A 14,323-nucleotide genomic window follows, 5' to 3' on the forward strand; every position below is an offset into this window, starting at 1 on the left:
ATAATTGCCATCACTTCCTGCCGATGTTGTTCCAAAATGCCCACTCGCTTGGTGCCTGCTTTCTTAGGGGCTAAATCTTGAGTTTGTTGGTACTGTCGCACCCAGCGGTGTACTGTTCTTTTGGTCACCATGAAGCGTTTAGCTACCTGGCGGATGGAGGTGTTACCTGCCTGGTAGGCTGCTACAACTCTTTGCCGCAAATCCAAAGAATGAGTCGGCATTCCTTTCTCTCCTTCCTCTTGAATACCTGTACCCTATTTTAAATTAAAAGGCTGTAACCAAAACTTTGTTTTCATTCCAACAGGTCGGTTCAAGGAGCGTATTGCGCAATTATGTCGGCATTATGGCATGGAGTTTATTGAGGTAGAGGAGGCGTACAGCTCGCAGGCAAGCTTCCTAGATGGAGATGAGCTACCTAATTCCTAATTATGGTGAAAAACCCGACGGGTGGAGACCCTCTGGGCTGAGGCGAATGCTGCCGCCAACCTGCTTAAGAAAGTCAGCAGAACCTTGGGGCTTTGCGTTAAGGAACTGTCTAGAGGCGCTTTGACAACGCCGTTGCGGGTTCTTTTGTGGACTGCGTAAGAATCCCCCGCCTTTAGGCGGTGGGAGTGTCAAGGTAGCTGTTCGCCGAGAGTGTCGGCAGACGGCTTCTCAGATGCGGAAACTTCTGGTCAGGTTTCACCAAGACAGGGTGGGGGGTGAATCTGAGGAGGAAGTATCTGCTGAGGCAGTTTGAGATTCCTTCACGTCAGCGGGCCGTAGGCCCTGTAGCGGGGGTTGTGGCGTCCCCCCCCAGGGCTAGGGCGGCAGGGCAAGCAACCTGCGCCTCAATCGAGGATAAATACCTAGGGATCCTCCGCACAGGGAACGGCAACCTCAGAGGGCGCAGCTTGTCCTAGGCTATCCAAAAAATGCTGCAAGAGCTGAAAGCGAGGTGGGTTGAGGCTGTAGTAGATCTAGCGCCCCTGCTGGCGAGCGTTGACCAACTGCGCATCTCGCAAGGTCTTTAAGTGAAACGAGAGCTTGGATTGGCTTACCTGCAGCTTTTCGCAGAGATCGCAAACGCACAGCTCCCGCCCACGCAACAGTTGCAGCGCGCGCAGGCGAATCGGATCGGAGAGAGCGTGAAATCCCTCCCGTACCTGCTCACACAGCAAATCCTCCTCTACCTTGGCCAACCACGAAACCATCCTTCGACTAGGGTAGCAAGAGCTTTGCGCTCCCGTCGGCAAGCACTCCCCCCACCCCAGTTGCTCCTGGACTGGGAAGGCCGCCATTGCTTTGCAGCACCAGCGCAACCCTAGGCTCGCGCTGCCTCTGATCAGGTCAACCCCGGCAGCAGTTGGTAATGCAACACCTGCGGTGGCCGAGCAAAGTAGGGCTCGAGGAGGGCGCGCCAGCGGACAAAGTTTTCCGATTGGCGGAAGTTAACCAAATGGGCCTCCAGGGATCCCCAGTGTACCAGCAACAGGTATTGCTGAGGGTGCTCTAAACAGCGCTGCAGTTGGTGCTGCCGATAGCCATCGGTCTGTTGTAGGTAGACAAAGGCTTGCGCGATGGCAGCCTCAAAAGCGGCTTCAGAGCCGGGGCTGACTTCAAACTGAGCCACCTCTAGGACAGGCGAAGGGTTCATAGGCTAGGTGTGCAGGCCGCACTCGGTTTTGGCTGTGCCCTTCCAGCGGCCAGAGCGGGGATCCGCTCCCGGCTCCACCGGCGCCGTGCAGTGGATGCAGCCGATGCTGGGATAGTTGCGGTCGTGGAGGGGGTTGTAAGGGATCCCGTGGTCGAGGATGTACTTCCAGACTTGGCCGTTTGTCCAGTCGGCGAGCGGGTTGAGCTTGAGGCGGTTGCGCTTGCCATCCCACTGCACCTTGCCGATATCGGCGCGGGTGGGGGATTGCTCGCGGCGCATCCCCGTAATCCAGGTGGTGCAGTTGGCCAGGGCGCGATTCAGGGGCTCTACCTTGCGGAGGCTGCAGCAGAGGTCAGGGTTGGTGCGGTACAGCTCCGGCTCATATTGCGCCGCCTGCTCTTCGGGGGTGAGCAGCGGTTTGAAGATCTCCAGCTGCAAATGGGGGTAACGGGCCAACACCTGCTGCTGCAGTTGCAGGGTTTCCGGGAAGTGAAAATCGGTATCCAGGAAAAAGGCGCGCACCTGGGGGCGAATGGCCGTGAGCAGATCGATGAGAACCAGATCTTCCGGTCCAAAGCTGCAGGCCAGCACCAGCCCGTCCCCAAACTCCGCAACGGCCCAGGCCAGCAGGTCGCTCGCCGACAAAGGCTCAAATCGCTCGCTCAGAGAAGCTACCTGCGGCTGATACTGCTCTCGTAACGCCTGAGCCGCCAGCTCCCAGTGGCCGGAGGAAGAAAGGGTTGCAGTCATAGGGGGAAGACATCGAATCCAAGGCTCTTTGCCTTTTTAATCTACACTAATTCGGTCAAGGTTTAGGATTTTTGGCTACTGGGCAACGGCGGGCAGGGATCGAGATCCTTTGGCCCGCAGGGGGATTTGTCCCCAGCGATCCCGCCGAACTCCCATGACCAGGCCATGCCAGAGAGGTCTGGGATCCGGCTCCGGCAGGTGAACCCAGTGGTAGCGCAACACCCCTCGCCGTGGGTTGACGTCCAACTCAAACACGCGCAGAGCGGAGACCGGCCCCACCAGAGGCGGCGCTGTCAGGTAGGGGATTCCGTCCTGCACATAGACCTTCGGCACGTGCAGATGTCCACTCAACACTGCCACCACCCGCCCGTGGTCGGCCAAGAGGGTATGCAGAGCTACAGCTTGCTCGCTGCGAAGCCGGTACTTGCGGAACAAAACCGCATCCATTTGGGTGGGGGAGATAAAGGGAGGCTGATGGATGAGCAGGATCAGCCATTCCTCCGGCACCGCTTGTAGATGTTCGCCTAGCCAGCGCAGTTGCGCGGGGCGCAGCACGCCCTGGGGCAGAGGGAACTGGCCCAGGCTGGCATCGAGGGCAATCAAGCGGATCCCAGGCAGGGGGGAAAGGCTGTAATCGACATAGCCTGTGGGGGCAAGGGGCAACGGAAATTGACGTTGGCACCAGCGGATAAATTGCTCCCGGTTGAAGCGCCCCTCCCTCCCCAAGGTGTCGATATCGTGGTTGCCGAGGCTGAGGTAGTAGGGCACCCGCAGTTGGGCGAGGATCTCCTGGAACACCTCAAAGCTCTCCGGATCGGCTTGATCCACCAAATCGCCGGTGAACACCACAAAGTCCAGATCCGGCACTTGGTTGAGATGGGCAACGGCAGCTTCCAACTGGCGGCGGGGGGAATCGGACATCCACCAGCAGCGGCACCCTGTCTCCGGCATTAGGTGAACATCTGAGACTTGGGCAAAGCAAATCCTTTGGGTGGCCATCACCTAGGTACTTATTCACACCTCACGCCCGCATCATAGTCAATAACCGGCTAGAGGGCTATGGGCTTCTCTTAACCTCAGCCAGGATACCCTCACCCCCAGCCCCTCTCCCTTTGGGAGAGGGGAGTTGTGGTTGCTGCGATTTGGAATCGTCACAAATGAGTCTGATTCTTGTTCCGGCGCCGCTGCCGAGCAACTGCTAGGGTATAGCAACACGGATCTTCGACAAGAGGATCCCTCAGTTCAAGCAAGGAGAAAAAATCATGTCTGCTACCACCCTTGTTCGTTGCGCCTGTGACCACTGCAACTGCAGCTTCGAAAGCAGCCAAGGCTATCGCTACGAAGGCCAACTCTACTGCAGCCAAGCCTGTGCCACCCATGACCACGCCCACCCCTCCCCTTGCTGCGTGGCCTCTCACTGCTGTCAATAGCAGGTTGGCAGGGATCGCTCACCCCGGCTTTTGCTTTCCGGGATCCCAAGCTGCTTTTCTCCCTGAGCAGTTTTTGATAGGCTCCCAGGGAGTTTTATTCCTGTCGAGCTTGCATGGAATACCGCTGGGAGCTGCTGCCCACCCCGCCTCAATTTGATCCGGAGCTGAGCCGAGAGTACGGCAAGTATGCGGCCAAGGTGCTGGCTCTGCGGGGGTTGCACAGCCGAGAACAGGCGCGGGCTTTTGTCGATCCTAATCAGTATTCTCCCACGCCAGCGGGATCCCTGCCGGATCTGGAGCGGGCGGTGGCGCGGCTGTTGCAGGCAAGAAAAAGAGGAGAAACCCTCTGCATTTGGGGAGACTTCGACTGCGATGGCGTTACCGCCACCAGCCTCTTGCTCTCGGCGCTACAAACCTTGGGCTTCCGAGTCCAGTTCACTCTACCGCTGCGCAGCACCGAAGGGCATGGCTTGAACCCTCAGCGGCTGCAGCAGGTGCTGGATCAAGGCTGCCAGGTGCTCCTGACGGTGGATTGCGGCATAGGCAATGCTGCCGAGATTGCTCTGGCCCAAGCCCAAGGGGTGGACGTGATCGTGACGGATCACCACGCCCTGCCGGATCCCTTGCCCCCTGCCTATGCGGTGGTCAACCCGCTGCGCCTGCCAGAGGAACACCCGCTGCGCTTTCTGCCGGGGGTGGGGGTGGCCTACAAGCTGGCGGAGGCCCTCTACCAAGCGCTGGGGATCCCTGGTGTAGAAGAGTACCTGGATCTGGTGGCGGTGGGGATCGTGGCCGATGTGGCGGTGTTGCAGCGGGAGTGCCGCTACCTGGTGCAGCGGGGCCTGCCCGTGCTGGCCAACACCCAGCGTCCGGGGCTGCGGGCTCTTTTGGATTGGGTGAGCAACAGCCAATCCTCAGGAACGCCGACAGCCCAGGACATCGCCTTTCGCCTTGCCCCCAAGCTGAACGCCATTGGTCGCTGGGACGATGCCAGCCTAGCGGTGGAGCTGTTGACCACCTCGGATCCGCAGCGGGCCCAGACGCTGGTGGAGCATTTCGTTGCCCTCAATGAGGAGTGTCGGCAACTCACCCAACAGGTTCTGCAAGAGGCCAGCCAACAGGTGGAGAGCTTGGATCTGGCGCGGGAGCGGGCAATTGTTTTGGCCGGAAGCGGCTGGAATCCGGGGGTTTTGGGGATCGCCGCGGCGCGCTTGGCGGAGCAGTACGGTTGCCCGACGGTGTTGATTGCCAAAGACGAGAGGACGGGACGGGGCTATGGTTCGGGCCGCTCGATTCCGGGGGTGAACCTGGTGGAGGCCATCGAGGCTGTGCGTCCCCTCTTGCTGGGGGGAGGCGGCCACCCCATGGCCGCTGGGATCCAAGTGGATCTGTCCTGCCTGGCCGCCGTACAACTGGCTTTGCGGCGGGAGCTGGCCGCGCGGGTCGGCCCGGATCGCCAAGCTCGCGCCTTGGCGGTGGAGATTGTTATCGATTGGGAGCGGTTGGCCTCTCAGGGCCGGGATGGGGTGGCAGAGCTGGACGAGGTGTATCGGCAGTTGCAGCTTCTGCAGCCCTTTGGCCACGGCAACCCCAACCCTGTCGTAGCCTTGATGAACGTTCGCCGCGGCAGCGTCAGGCTGAGGGCTTCCCAGAATGGCCGCCACCTGAAGTTTGAGCTGGGATCCCGTGCCCTCTGGTTTTGGGAAGCCGGCGAAGAGCTGGAGCGGTGGCAAGCATGCCAGGCCTTGGACATCGCCCTGCAGTTGGAAGCCGAGCAGCCCTGGCAGGGCAAAGTGCTGGCGGTGCGCCCCTCTGGCGACTGGCAGGCGCCCACCGTTTCCGCCCCCAGCCTTCGGATCCAGGATTACCGGCAACGCCCCCTGCCGGATTCCCTCCAAGAAGTCTTCCGCTACGATGGGCAGGCCCTTCCTCTCGAGCAAGACTTCCTCCCGTCGGCAAAAACAGCTCTGCTGCTGGCCCGCTGGCCCTGGCTGCCGGCAAATCTAGCCCAACTGCTGCAGCAGGTGCAGCCGCAAACGCTGATCCTGGCCGCTTCTGGTCATCACTGGAAGCGCCTCCCCCACCAAATCGCCCGACTCCAGGAATTGGGGCGGACGGGACAATGGGATCCCCATGTCCTGGCGGCGACAACCGGCTTGCCCTGGCAGTGGCTGGCGGAATTGGAGGGGCCGGAGCAGATCCCAACACGGCTGCTGGGCCGCATTCAAGAATCCCAAGCTTTTCACCGCTGGCTGGACGAAGCCAGCCCCACCCAGATCGCCCAGCTCTGTCAGCGGCTGCTGCGACCGGATCCCCTGCCGGCAGTTGTTTCTCCGAAGTAGAAGACGCCCCCCGGCACCACCATCAGCCAACTTTGGGATTGCGCACTACGCTTAGCCCTGCCGGCTGGAGTTGTGCCTCTTCGGCTCTGTCGGGCAGCGGGCGCAAGGGAGGGCCAAAGCGGCCAACGGCTATGGTGTTGTGCAAAGCCGGGATCCGGCGGATGGATCCCTGGCGTAGGCAGCGGTGCAGGCGGCGCAGCAGGAAGAGGTCAGCCTCGGAGCAATCCTCTTGGAAGACTTTGACGTTAAGTTCGTGTTCCTGAGCAGCGGTAAGCAGACCGGTCATCATGGCAGTTTGAATAATTTGCTGCACAATCGTGCTTTTGATCTCGCTCATGGTGGGGATGCTCTTGGATTGAGACTTTTCGCTGGTTTCATTCTCGGCAAGACCCTCTGAAATGGACTCCGCCGAATGGCGGATTGGATATACGCACTTTGCCGGCTTTTTCGCTGCCCAAGATCCCGGGCCTTTCACGGGTTTATAAGCTTCGACTTTGCTCAGATCCCATGCGGAGAGAAACCTAGGATCGGCGATGCGTTAGACTTTCACGTCTAACTCGAAGCCGGAGCAGCAATTGGATACTTAGGGATCCCATTGATGGGGCAGTGCAAAATTAAACTTGCAAATGGCTTGTCTGAACTTGCTTAACTTGGCCGACATCCTATTTTTTCGAGCCACTGTCTGTAGTAATACGGAAACGAAGAGGCCTTGCAACTACCGACAAATGGCGTAGGCCTGTCCAGACTTTACTTTCTGCAATCCCTGCCAAGGGAGAGCTGGCTCCCCCCTCAGGGGGCAGCGCAGCCGTTCTGTGTTAGTTTGGGGGCGTCCTACTTCTGCGATTGGCTGTGTCGGAAAGCCCCCAAAAAGTCGGCTGTGCCGCCCCTTTGGGCTGCTGTGGATGCGGCTGTCTGGGCCTGCTGGCGGTGCTGGGCTTGGGGCTGGCGGGGGCAGGGATCCTGGTCTGGAATGGGATCCGGGCTTCAGGCGCCTATCGCACCTACCAGTTGGCGGTGGAGCGGCTCGAACAGACTGCGGTGGTGGTGGAGCGGCTGGGGGATCCCCTGCGTCCGGGCTGGCCCTCGCGGCTGCGCTTTCAAGAGGATGAGCAAGCCGGCTGGGCCTGTCTGTCCTTTTTGATCACGGGATCCCGGCGCACCGGCGAGGTGGCTGTGGAGTCGGAGCGGGGGGTGGCCGGCTCAGCCTGGCAGTTGCGCCATCTGCAGGTGAAAGTGGATGGGGATCCACAGGCCATACAGATCCTGAAAGGGGAGGGGGGATCCCGCTGTGAACAAGAGGAGCCGGCTGCAGGGGCAGTGCTGCCGACAGGCGAGATCTGAGTAGTTGGACATGCTTAGCCGCGGGTAAAGTCAAAAGGACTCCGTCCCGCTGACGCGAACGGTTGTGGCCCTGGATCCCTATGCGAACAGTTCCCTATCTGCGCTTGCTGCTGCTGTTGGCGCTGTTGGCCTCGTTCGCGGGCCTGATCGTCTGGCTGATCCAATCGTTTTTGGATCTGTACTACGCCACCCGCTACCACCCGATTTTGGGGGGGCTGTTGATCGGGGTGCTGGTGTTGCTGCTGCTGGTGTTTTTGGCCGCTTCCATCTACTACTTGTTTCTGTTCCGCCCCGCCCCTAAAACCGAGAGGCTTCCCAGGCCAGCTCCCCCGGCAACTCCTGCCGAGAAGTGGGAGGCAGCCCGGCGCAACCTGGCGCAACTAGAAGCTCAGATGGCGCAGATCCAGGATCAGGTGGCGCGGGCGGCGCTGGCGGAACGGTCGGCCCGGCTGGCCCAACAGTTGGCCCAGCCGCAACTGAAGGTGGTGGTTTTCGGCACCGGATCGGCGGGCAAAACCTCGCTGGTGAACGCGCTGCTGGGGCGGCGGGTGGGGGCGGTGGGGGCAACGCTGGGCACCACGCAGGCGGTGGCGGTTTACGATTGGGACCTGCCCGGGATCCCCCACCCGGTGCAGATCGTGGACTGTCCGGGCATTTTGGAGATCGGGCCGGCAGGGGCGATGCGGGAAGAGGAGGCGCAGGCCCAGGCCCAAGCTGCCGATCTGCTGCTGGTGGTGGTGGACGGGGATCTGCGCCGGTCGGAGGTGGATCCCTTGCGTCGGTTGATCGCCCTGGGCAAGCGGGCTCTGCTGGTGCTCAACAAAATCGACCGTTACACCCCCGAAGAACGGCGGCTCCTGCTGCAACGGCTGCGGGAACGGGTTTACCCCTTGATCCAACCGGAAGATGTGCTGCCGGCCGCCGCTGCTCCAGCCCCTGTACAGGTGGGATCCCAAACCTGGCAGCCGGAACCGGAGGTGGCGGTGGTGCGGGATCGCGTCCAGGCGGTGCTCTACGCCGAGGGGGGATCCCTGGCGTTGGACAATGCCCTGCTGCAATCCCAGCAACTGGGCGAAGAGGCCAAGCGGATCATCCAGGCGCAGTTGCGCCGCCAGGCGGAGGAGGTGATCGACCGCTTTCAGTGGATCGTGACCGGCGTGGTCTTTGCCAACCCCATCCCGGCGCTGGATCTGCTGGCCATTGCCGCCATCAACGCCCAGATGGTGGTGGAGCTGGGATCCCTCTACGGCTGCAAGATGAACCTGCAGCAGGGGCGGGAGCTGGCCCTGTCGCTGGCCAAGACCCTGGCCGGCCTGGGGCTGGTGGAGGGGGCGCTCCAACTGACCACCGGGCTCCTGGCCACCGTGGCTGAGGTGAGCGTGGTTGGCTTTTTGGCGACAGCCCCCATCCAGGCGGCCAGCGCCGGCTATCTCACCCGCATTGCCGGCAAAAGCTTCATCGAGTATTTCCAGCGCAACCAAAGCTGGGGGGAAGGGGGGATGCAGGCAGTGGTCAAGGCCCAGGTGGAGAGCGCCCAAAAATCGGGCTGGCTCAAGGAGTTTGTCCGCCAGGCCTCAGAACGGGTTTTTCGCCTGCGCTAGTCCTTGTTGGTGGCCTCGACAGCAATGTCCGTCGGCATGAAGGCCAGCTCCATCTGCGCCACGTAGTCGGCGTAGCTGAGGGCGGGCACATCGTCCCATTCCGCCAGGCCGTGCATCCGCTTCGACCACTCGATAAAGGGGGCAGGGTAGGCGTAGGTCAAGCTGGGATCCGCCAGCACCTCTTTGGGCAGCGGCGGAACCGACTTGAGCACGGCCAGCAACGCCGGCGGTCTGTAAATGACCACGCGGGCGGCTTCGATCTGCTCCGGGGAAACCTTGAACTTGGCAGCGATGAACGAAATTACTTTGGAAAGGGCCATCCCCCACCCTCAACTTGGCCTGTACAGCTAGATCGCCGCAAGGGCAAGCAGTCGACCACGGGAATCCCACCGGGGATCCCTTGCTGCAGATTGTTGTTGCCCGCTATCCTAGTAAAGCCGAAAAATTGGGGAAACAGGTGAGCCGTGGCTAAAAAAAGCATGATCGAGCGGGAGAAAAAGCGCCAACGCTTGGTCGAAAAATACCGGGAGAAGCGCCAACAACTCAAGGCGGCCATGGCCGATCCCAACATCGACCAGGCCACCCGCATGGAGCTGCACGCCCAACTGCAAAAACTCCCTCGGGCCAGCTCGCCCACCCGCCTGCGCAACCGCTGCTGGAAAACCGGGCGTCCCCGGGGTTACTTCCGCGATTTCGGCCTGTGCCGCAACAGCCTGCGGGAAATGGCCCACAGAGGCTTATTGCCAGGTGTGGTCAAGTCTAGCTGGTAGCTACCCGACCTTCGCCGCTTGGTTGAACGGCCAAAACATCCTTTTGAGAGATCGTGAGTGGGCCTGCAACCTTTCCAGCTCTGTGACGAAGATCTCACCCCTGCAGTGGCAAAAGCCCTGGCCGGGGAACCCCACTTGGCCGTGGATACGGAGACGATGGGGTTGATCCCGCAGCGGGACAGGCTCTGCGTGGTGCAAATCGCCAACCCTGCCGGCGAGGTGGTGTTGTTGCGGTTGAGCCGTGGAGTAAAGCAGGCTCCCCTTCTGGCGGGGCTGCTGACGGATCCCAACATTGAAAAGATTTTCCACTACGCCCGCTTTGACCTGGCGATGCTGCGCTATCACCTGGGGATCCGGGCGTGGCCCGTCTTTTGCACCAAAATTGCCAGCAAACTGGCCCGCACCTACACCAGCAAACACAGCCTCAAAGATGTGGTGAGCGAGCTGTGCGGGGTGGAGCTGAATAAAACTGCCCAGAGCTCCGACTGGGGAAACGTCCAGGCCCTCTCGCCGGAGCAGTTGGAGTACGCGGCCAACGATGTTCGTTACTTGATCCCGGTGCGCCACAAGTTGGCGGAGATGTTACGGCGGGAAGAACGCTGGGAGTTGGCGCAGCAGTGTTTCCAACATTTGCCTACTTTGGTAGAGCTGGATCTGTTGGGCTTCAGTAACGTCTTCGAACATCAGTAGGCGGGGCTTTACTTGATAGACAGTCACTGTCTTCGATGACCGGGCCCTCGGGGATCCCACATCTCCTGAAGCTGAACATGGGGGGACCTCACCGGCCCACAAAGTATCTGGCAACACAGCTGGCTGCCCCTCTCTCTGATGTAGTGGGGATGGGGTTGGCCATACCAATCGAGATAAACCGGCCTGCAACCCTCATTGCTCCCGCCATCATCTGTCTGGATCAGGGGGATCAGCCCTCACTTGGGCCACTATGAAAATCATTGGAGTTGAGTCAATGTTGGAGTCGCAGAGGGTAGTTCAAAGTGGGTTATCTTCCCCCGCTGTTTCGGGCAAGCCCGTTCTGGAGTTGCGCCACGTCTCGCTGCAGTACCCCACCAAGGGATCCCCAATCACGATCATCCGCGACGTCAGCTTTTCTGTTGCCCACTCGGAGTTTGTCTCCATTGTTGGGCCGAGCGGCTGTGGCAAGACTTCTCTTTTGAAGATGATGGCCGGCCTGAACACTGACCATGGCGGCACCCTCTACTTTCAGTTGCAGCCCATCGCCGGCCCCCTGAAGAGTGTGGGCATGGCCTTTCAAAACCCGGTGCTGCTGCCCTGGCGCACAACCCTGGAGAACGTGTTGCTGCCGTTGGAGGTGGTAGAGCCCTACAAGCGCACCTTCAAGCAAAACCTGGCCCAGCACGAGAAGTCGGCGCTGGAGCTGCTGGCCACCGTGGGCTTGGAGGGTTTTCAGAAAGCCTATCCTTGGCAGCTTTCTGGGGGAATGCGGCAGCGGGCTTCCCTGTGCCGCGCTTTGATCCATCAGCCGGAGCTGTTGTTGTTGGACGAACCTTTTGCCGCTTTGGATGCCTTTACCCGCGAGGATATGTGGGAAATGTTGCAGCGGCTGTGGCTGCGCACCGGCTGCACCGCCATTTTGATCACTCACGATTTGCGGGAGGCGGTTTTCCTCTCCGATACCATTTATGTGATGGGGCCACGACCGAGCGAGATCATCTTTTCCCTCAAAGTGGATCTGCCCCGTCCACGCCCGCTGGAGATCTGCCTGACGGACGAGTTTCACCGCTTGGTCTCGGAAGTGCGCCAGCACATTCGGCGCAGATATTAGGCCAAAGAGCCCTTGATCCAAAAAATCTGGAAAGGTTTGCTGGACAGGTTACCGCGCATTTCTGCCGAGGGATCCCATGAAAAAATCATTTGACCGATTTTTGCAGACCCAAACGGCTTCTGTGGTCTTGCCCGCTGTCACCATCGTTTTGACCCTTGTGCTCTGGCAGGTGGGGGTGGGGCTGTTCAACGTTCCTCGCTTCATTCTGCCGGCGCCCACCCAGATCCTCGCAGCCATGAACCAGTGGAGCCCGGTGATTCTGCGTCACTCCCTAACCACCCTCACTTCGACGCTGCTGGCCTTTGCGCTGGCTTTGGTGGGGGGGATATTGCTGGGATCGATCATCGGCAGCTCCCGCCTGGCCCATCTGTGTTTGTACCCGCTGCTGGTGGGGTTTAACACCATCCCAAAGGTGGCTTTGGTGCCACTGCTGGCGATTTGGTTTGGCTTGGGCACGATCCCGGCGGTGATCACGGCCTTTTTGCTGGCCTTTTTCCCCATTGCAGTCAATGTGGCGGTGGGGCTGGAGACGGTGGAAGCCGAGATGCGAGATGTGCTGCGCTCGCTGGGGGCCAGCTCTTGGGAGATCTTCACCAAGGTGGGGCTACCCCACAGCATGCCCTACCTGTTTGCCTCGTTGAAAGTGGCCATCTCCTTTGCTTTTGTCGGCTCGGTGATCTCGGAGACGGTGGCTTCCAACCAGGGGCTGGGCTACCTGATCGTGTCGGCCAGTTCTTCTTTTGATGTGCCTTTGGCCTTTGCGGGTTTGGTTGCCCTCGGCATTATGGGCATTTTGCTCTACACCTTTTTTGCGGCTCTGGAGCGCTATGTCCTGTCCTGGCGACAGTAGCATCTCTCCCCAGGGAGCCAACCCCTGCCTGAGCTAGCCCAGGTCTGGAAAGGTGGCTCGCACCGCCGGGTGGATGAGCTTGCCTGCCCTGACGTTTAGCCCTTTGGCCAAGGCTGGGTCTTGTTCCAAAGCAGCGGCCAGGCCAAGGTTGGCCAGCTTGAGGATGTAGGGGAGAGTGGCGTTGACCAGCGCTTGGGTCGAAGTCCAGGGGACAGCCCCCGGCATGTTGGGAACGCCGTAGTGCAACACCCCGTGGGCTTCGTAAACCGGCTGGGCATGGGTGGTAACCCGCGTGGTGGCGATGCACCCCCCCTGATCCACCGCCACATCCACAATGAGGGAGCGAGGACGCATTTGGGCCACCAACTCTTCTCCCACCAAGACCGGCGCCCGCCTTCCCGGCACCAGCACTGCCCCCACCAGCAGGTCGGCCTCGCGAACACACTCTTCCACGCTTTGGGCCGTGCTGTAGAGCAGCTCTACCCGCGAGCCAAAAATCAGCTCCAGCTCGTTCAGCCGCTGCAGGTTAATGTCCAAAATCTGCACCCGTGCCCCCAAGCCTACGGCCATTTTGGCCGCCTCAGTGCCCACGGTTCCCCCGCCCAGGATCACCACCCGCCCCGGCGGCACCCCCGGGATCCCGCCCAGCAGCACGCCTCGCCCCCCCTGCTGGCGAGTCAGGTAGTGGGCGCCCAATTGCACCGACAGCCGCCCGGCAATCATGCTCATGGGCATCAAGAGGGGCAGGGATCCATCTGCCAATTCCACCGTTTCATAGGCAAGGCAGGTGGCCCCCGACTGCAACAGCGCCTGGGTCAGCTCGCGGCTGGCGGCCAAGTGCAAATAGGTGAACAGAATAAGGTCGGGATGGAGCAGAGAATACTCAGCCGGCAGGGGCTCCTTGACCTTCACCACCAACTGCTGCTGGTAGATCTCCTCAGGGGTGGCGGCCAGTTTGGCCCCCGCTTTTTGGTAGTCCTCGTCGCTAAATCCCGCCCCCTGGCCTGCTTGGGTTTCCACCCACACCTGGTGCCCCTGCTCCGTCAGAGCCCGCACCGCCGCCGGCGTCAGGCCAACGCGAAACTCCTGCTCCTTGATCTCTTTGGGCACACCAATGCGCATAGGGATCCCCATAGGGCTGTCTTCCAGTCTAGACAGACCAGCGCTGGGATGGGATCCCTGGCCGACGGGGGGCGGCAGGAATTGTAAAGTTTTGTGCGCAATCTGTCGGGGCGAGCCGTTGTTAGCTTTCCCCTGGCAACACCAGGCTTTAAGAGGAATCTAGAACTGCTTGCCCAAATTGACCCAAAAACGTGACATAATGCCCTCAAAACAGCGAATTTCCCGACTTGCGCTTATCCGGCGAAGCAGTGTTAATATCTGTTTCGGGAAGTCTCCGTACTCCCTCGCAAACGCACCTTGAAAACCTTATGGATTCAGCCTTTTCCGGGGGTAGGATTGATCCCTACCTTTTCCCCGCAAGGGGACGGAAACCAGTGGGCTTCACCCCAAATTCTTTGAGCTGCCGCCGCAACGCAGCGTTGATCCCTACCTTTTCCCCGCAAGGGGACGGAAACTCTCTCAACTCGTGTTCTACTGTCAGTAACTCAAGTAATGTTGATCCCTACCTTTTCCCCGCAAGGGGACGGAAACACCCAATCTGGGTGGGCCTCGATGAAGTGGTCAGAAGTTGATCCCTACCTTTTCCCCGCAAGGGGACGGAAACGACGCCATCCAAATGGACATGGCGTCGGATTTATCGGCAGTTGATCCCTACCTTTTCCCCGCAAGGGGACGGAAAC

Annotated in this window: 15 protein-coding genes, 1 pseudogene and 1 CRISPR repeat array; of the genes and pseudogenes, 8 read left to right on the forward strand and 8 right to left on the reverse strand. The window is 60.4% G+C overall.

What is annotated here, in order from left to right; translation table 11 throughout:
* The 5 genes and pseudogenes from SYN60AY4M2_RS02565 to SYN60AY4M2_RS02590 all read right to left on the reverse strand — a co-directional run.
* Window positions 1-221: helix-turn-helix domain-containing protein (locus SYN60AY4M2_RS02565; RefSeq protein ID WP_143597151.1), on the reverse strand; the 221-nt coding region annotated here is incomplete at its 3' end.
* A 627-nt stretch (window positions 222-848) separates the two neighbouring features.
* Window positions 849-1,193: pseudogene (locus SYN60AY4M2_RS02575) on the reverse strand (metalloregulator ArsR/SmtB family transcription factor).
* 131 nt (window positions 1,194-1,324) lie between these two features.
* The gene (locus SYN60AY4M2_RS02580) at window positions 1,325-1,636 is read right to left on the reverse strand and encodes an antibiotic biosynthesis monooxygenase (protein WP_099812213.1); all 312 of its coding nucleotides are present in this window, start codon (window positions 1,634-1,636) and stop codon (window positions 1,325-1,327) included.
* Between the two features lie 3 nt (window positions 1,637-1,639).
* Window positions 1,640-2,386, reverse strand: coding sequence for a phosphoadenylyl-sulfate reductase (locus tag SYN60AY4M2_RS02585; protein ID WP_011429995.1), 747 nt, complete (start codon window positions 2,384-2,386; stop codon window positions 1,640-1,642).
* 75 nt (window positions 2,387-2,461) lie between these two features.
* Entirely contained in the window at window positions 2,462-3,385 is a 924-nt protein-coding gene (locus SYN60AY4M2_RS02590) for a metallophosphoesterase (protein ID WP_011429994.1), read from the reverse strand.
* Window positions 3,386-3,648: 263 nt separating this feature from the next.
* Between SYN60AY4M2_RS02590 and SYN60AY4M2_RS02595 the strand changes: the two genes are divergently transcribed.
* The gene (locus SYN60AY4M2_RS02595) at window positions 3,649-3,816 is read left to right on the forward strand and encodes a hypothetical protein (protein WP_083759159.1); all 168 of its coding nucleotides are present in this window, start codon (window positions 3,649-3,651) and stop codon (window positions 3,814-3,816) included.
* A gap of 113 nt (window positions 3,817-3,929) precedes the next feature.
* Window positions 3,930-6,158, forward strand: a complete 2,229-nt coding sequence (gene recJ, locus SYN60AY4M2_RS02600; protein WP_099812214.1) for a single-stranded-DNA-specific exonuclease RecJ — start codon at window positions 3,930-3,932, stop codon at window positions 6,156-6,158.
* A gap of 22 nt (window positions 6,159-6,180) precedes the next feature.
* Here the strand turns inward: recJ and SYN60AY4M2_RS02605 are convergent, their stop codons facing one another.
* A complete protein-coding gene (locus tag SYN60AY4M2_RS02605) occupies window positions 6,181-6,495 on the reverse strand; it encodes a hypothetical protein (RefSeq protein ID WP_041438224.1) in 315 nt (104 codons plus the stop codon).
* A 512-nt stretch (window positions 6,496-7,007) separates the two neighbouring features.
* On the opposite strand from SYN60AY4M2_RS02605, the gene SYN60AY4M2_RS02610 reads away from it, so the two are divergent.
* A complete protein-coding gene (locus tag SYN60AY4M2_RS02610; RefSeq protein WP_011429990.1) occupies window positions 7,008-7,499 on the forward strand; it encodes a cytochrome c oxidase assembly factor Coa1 family protein in 492 nt (163 codons plus the stop codon).
* 80 nt (window positions 7,500-7,579) lie between these two features.
* Entirely contained in the window at window positions 7,580-9,100 is a 1,521-nt protein-coding gene (locus SYN60AY4M2_RS02615; protein ID WP_099812216.1) for a GTP-binding protein, read from the forward strand.
* Here the strand turns inward: SYN60AY4M2_RS02615 and SYN60AY4M2_RS02620 are convergent.
* Window positions 9,097-9,420: a hypothetical protein gene (locus SYN60AY4M2_RS02620; RefSeq protein WP_011429988.1), complete on the reverse strand. Its 324-nt coding sequence runs from the start codon at window positions 9,418-9,420 to the stop codon at window positions 9,097-9,099. The genes SYN60AY4M2_RS02615 and SYN60AY4M2_RS02620 overlap by 4 nt on opposite strands.
* Before the next feature lie 144 nt (window positions 9,421-9,564).
* On the opposite strand from SYN60AY4M2_RS02620, the gene rpsN reads away from it, so the two are divergent.
* The 4 genes from rpsN to SYN60AY4M2_RS02640 all read left to right on the forward strand — a co-directional run bounded on the left by rpsN (window position 9,565) and on the right by SYN60AY4M2_RS02640 (window position 12,521).
* Window positions 9,565-9,870 (forward strand): 30S ribosomal protein S14, encoded by a 306-nt coding sequence (rpsN, locus tag SYN60AY4M2_RS02625; RefSeq protein ID WP_011432985.1) that lies wholly within the window; start codon window positions 9,565-9,567, stop codon window positions 9,868-9,870.
* 57 nt (window positions 9,871-9,927) lie between these two features.
* Window positions 9,928-10,560: a ribonuclease D gene (locus SYN60AY4M2_RS02630; RefSeq protein WP_099812217.1), complete on the forward strand. Its 633-nt coding sequence runs from the start codon at window positions 9,928-9,930 to the stop codon at window positions 10,558-10,560.
* Between the two features lie 274 nt (window positions 10,561-10,834).
* A complete protein-coding gene (locus tag SYN60AY4M2_RS02635) occupies window positions 10,835-11,671 on the forward strand; it encodes an ABC transporter ATP-binding protein (RefSeq protein WP_240527685.1) in 837 nt (278 codons plus the stop codon).
* 76 nt (window positions 11,672-11,747) lie between these two features.
* Window positions 11,748-12,521 (forward strand): ABC transporter permease, encoded by a 774-nt coding sequence (locus SYN60AY4M2_RS02640; protein WP_099812219.1) that lies wholly within the window; start codon window positions 11,748-11,750, stop codon window positions 12,519-12,521.
* Between the two features lie 33 nt (window positions 12,522-12,554).
* Here the strand turns inward: SYN60AY4M2_RS02640 and ald are convergent, their stop codons facing one another.
* Window positions 12,555-13,643 (reverse strand): alanine dehydrogenase, encoded by a 1,089-nt coding sequence (ald, locus tag SYN60AY4M2_RS02645; RefSeq protein ID WP_099812220.1) that lies wholly within the window; start codon window positions 13,641-13,643, stop codon window positions 12,555-12,557.
* Window positions 13,644-13,978: 335 nt separating this feature from the next.
* A CRISPR array of direct repeats spans window positions 13,979-14,322; the repeat unit is 36 nt; unit sequence GTTGATCCCTACCTTTTCCCCGCAAGGGGACGGAAA.
* Window position 14,323: the final 1 nt, after the last annotated feature.

It is taken from the genome of Synechococcus sp. 60AY4M2, from assembly GCF_002760375.1.
Classification (GTDB): Bacteria; Cyanobacteriota; Cyanobacteriia; order Thermostichales; family Thermostichaceae; genus Thermostichus.

Excerpts from the sequence above, each read along its gene's own strand:
- SYN60AY4M2_RS02580 (WP_099812213.1), bottom strand. The coding sequence starts at position 1,636 with ATGAACCCTTCGCCTGTCCTAGAGGTGGCTCAGTTTGAAGTCAGCCCC.
- SYN60AY4M2_RS02585 (WP_011429995.1), bottom strand. The coding sequence starts at position 2,386 with ATGACTGCAACCCTTTCTTCCTCCGGCCACTGGGAGCTGGCGGCTCAG.
- SYN60AY4M2_RS02590 (WP_011429994.1), bottom strand. The coding sequence starts at position 3,385 with ATGGCCACCCAAAGGATTTGCTTTGCCCAAGTCTCAGATGTTCACCTA.
- SYN60AY4M2_RS02595 (WP_083759159.1), top strand. The coding sequence starts at position 3,649 with ATGTCTGCTACCACCCTTGTTCGTTGCGCCTGTGACCACTGCAACTGC.
- recJ (WP_099812214.1), top strand. The coding sequence starts at position 3,930 with ATGGAATACCGCTGGGAGCTGCTGCCCACCCCGCCTCAATTTGATCCG.
- SYN60AY4M2_RS02605 (WP_041438224.1), bottom strand. The coding sequence starts at position 6,495 with ATGAGCGAGATCAAAAGCACGATTGTGCAGCAAATTATTCAAACTGCC.
- SYN60AY4M2_RS02615 (WP_099812216.1), top strand. The coding sequence starts at position 7,580 with ATGCGAACAGTTCCCTATCTGCGCTTGCTGCTGCTGTTGGCGCTGTTG.
- SYN60AY4M2_RS02620 (WP_011429988.1), bottom strand. The coding sequence starts at position 9,420 with ATGGCCCTTTCCAAAGTAATTTCGTTCATCGCTGCCAAGTTCAAGGTT.
- SYN60AY4M2_RS02635 (WP_240527685.1), top strand. The coding sequence starts at position 10,835 with ATGTTGGAGTCGCAGAGGGTAGTTCAAAGTGGGTTATCTTCCCCCGCT.
- SYN60AY4M2_RS02640 (WP_099812219.1), top strand. The coding sequence starts at position 11,748 with ATGAAAAAATCATTTGACCGATTTTTGCAGACCCAAACGGCTTCTGTG.
- ald (WP_099812220.1), bottom strand. The coding sequence starts at position 13,643 with ATGCGCATTGGTGTGCCCAAAGAGATCAAGGAGCAGGAGTTTCGCGTT.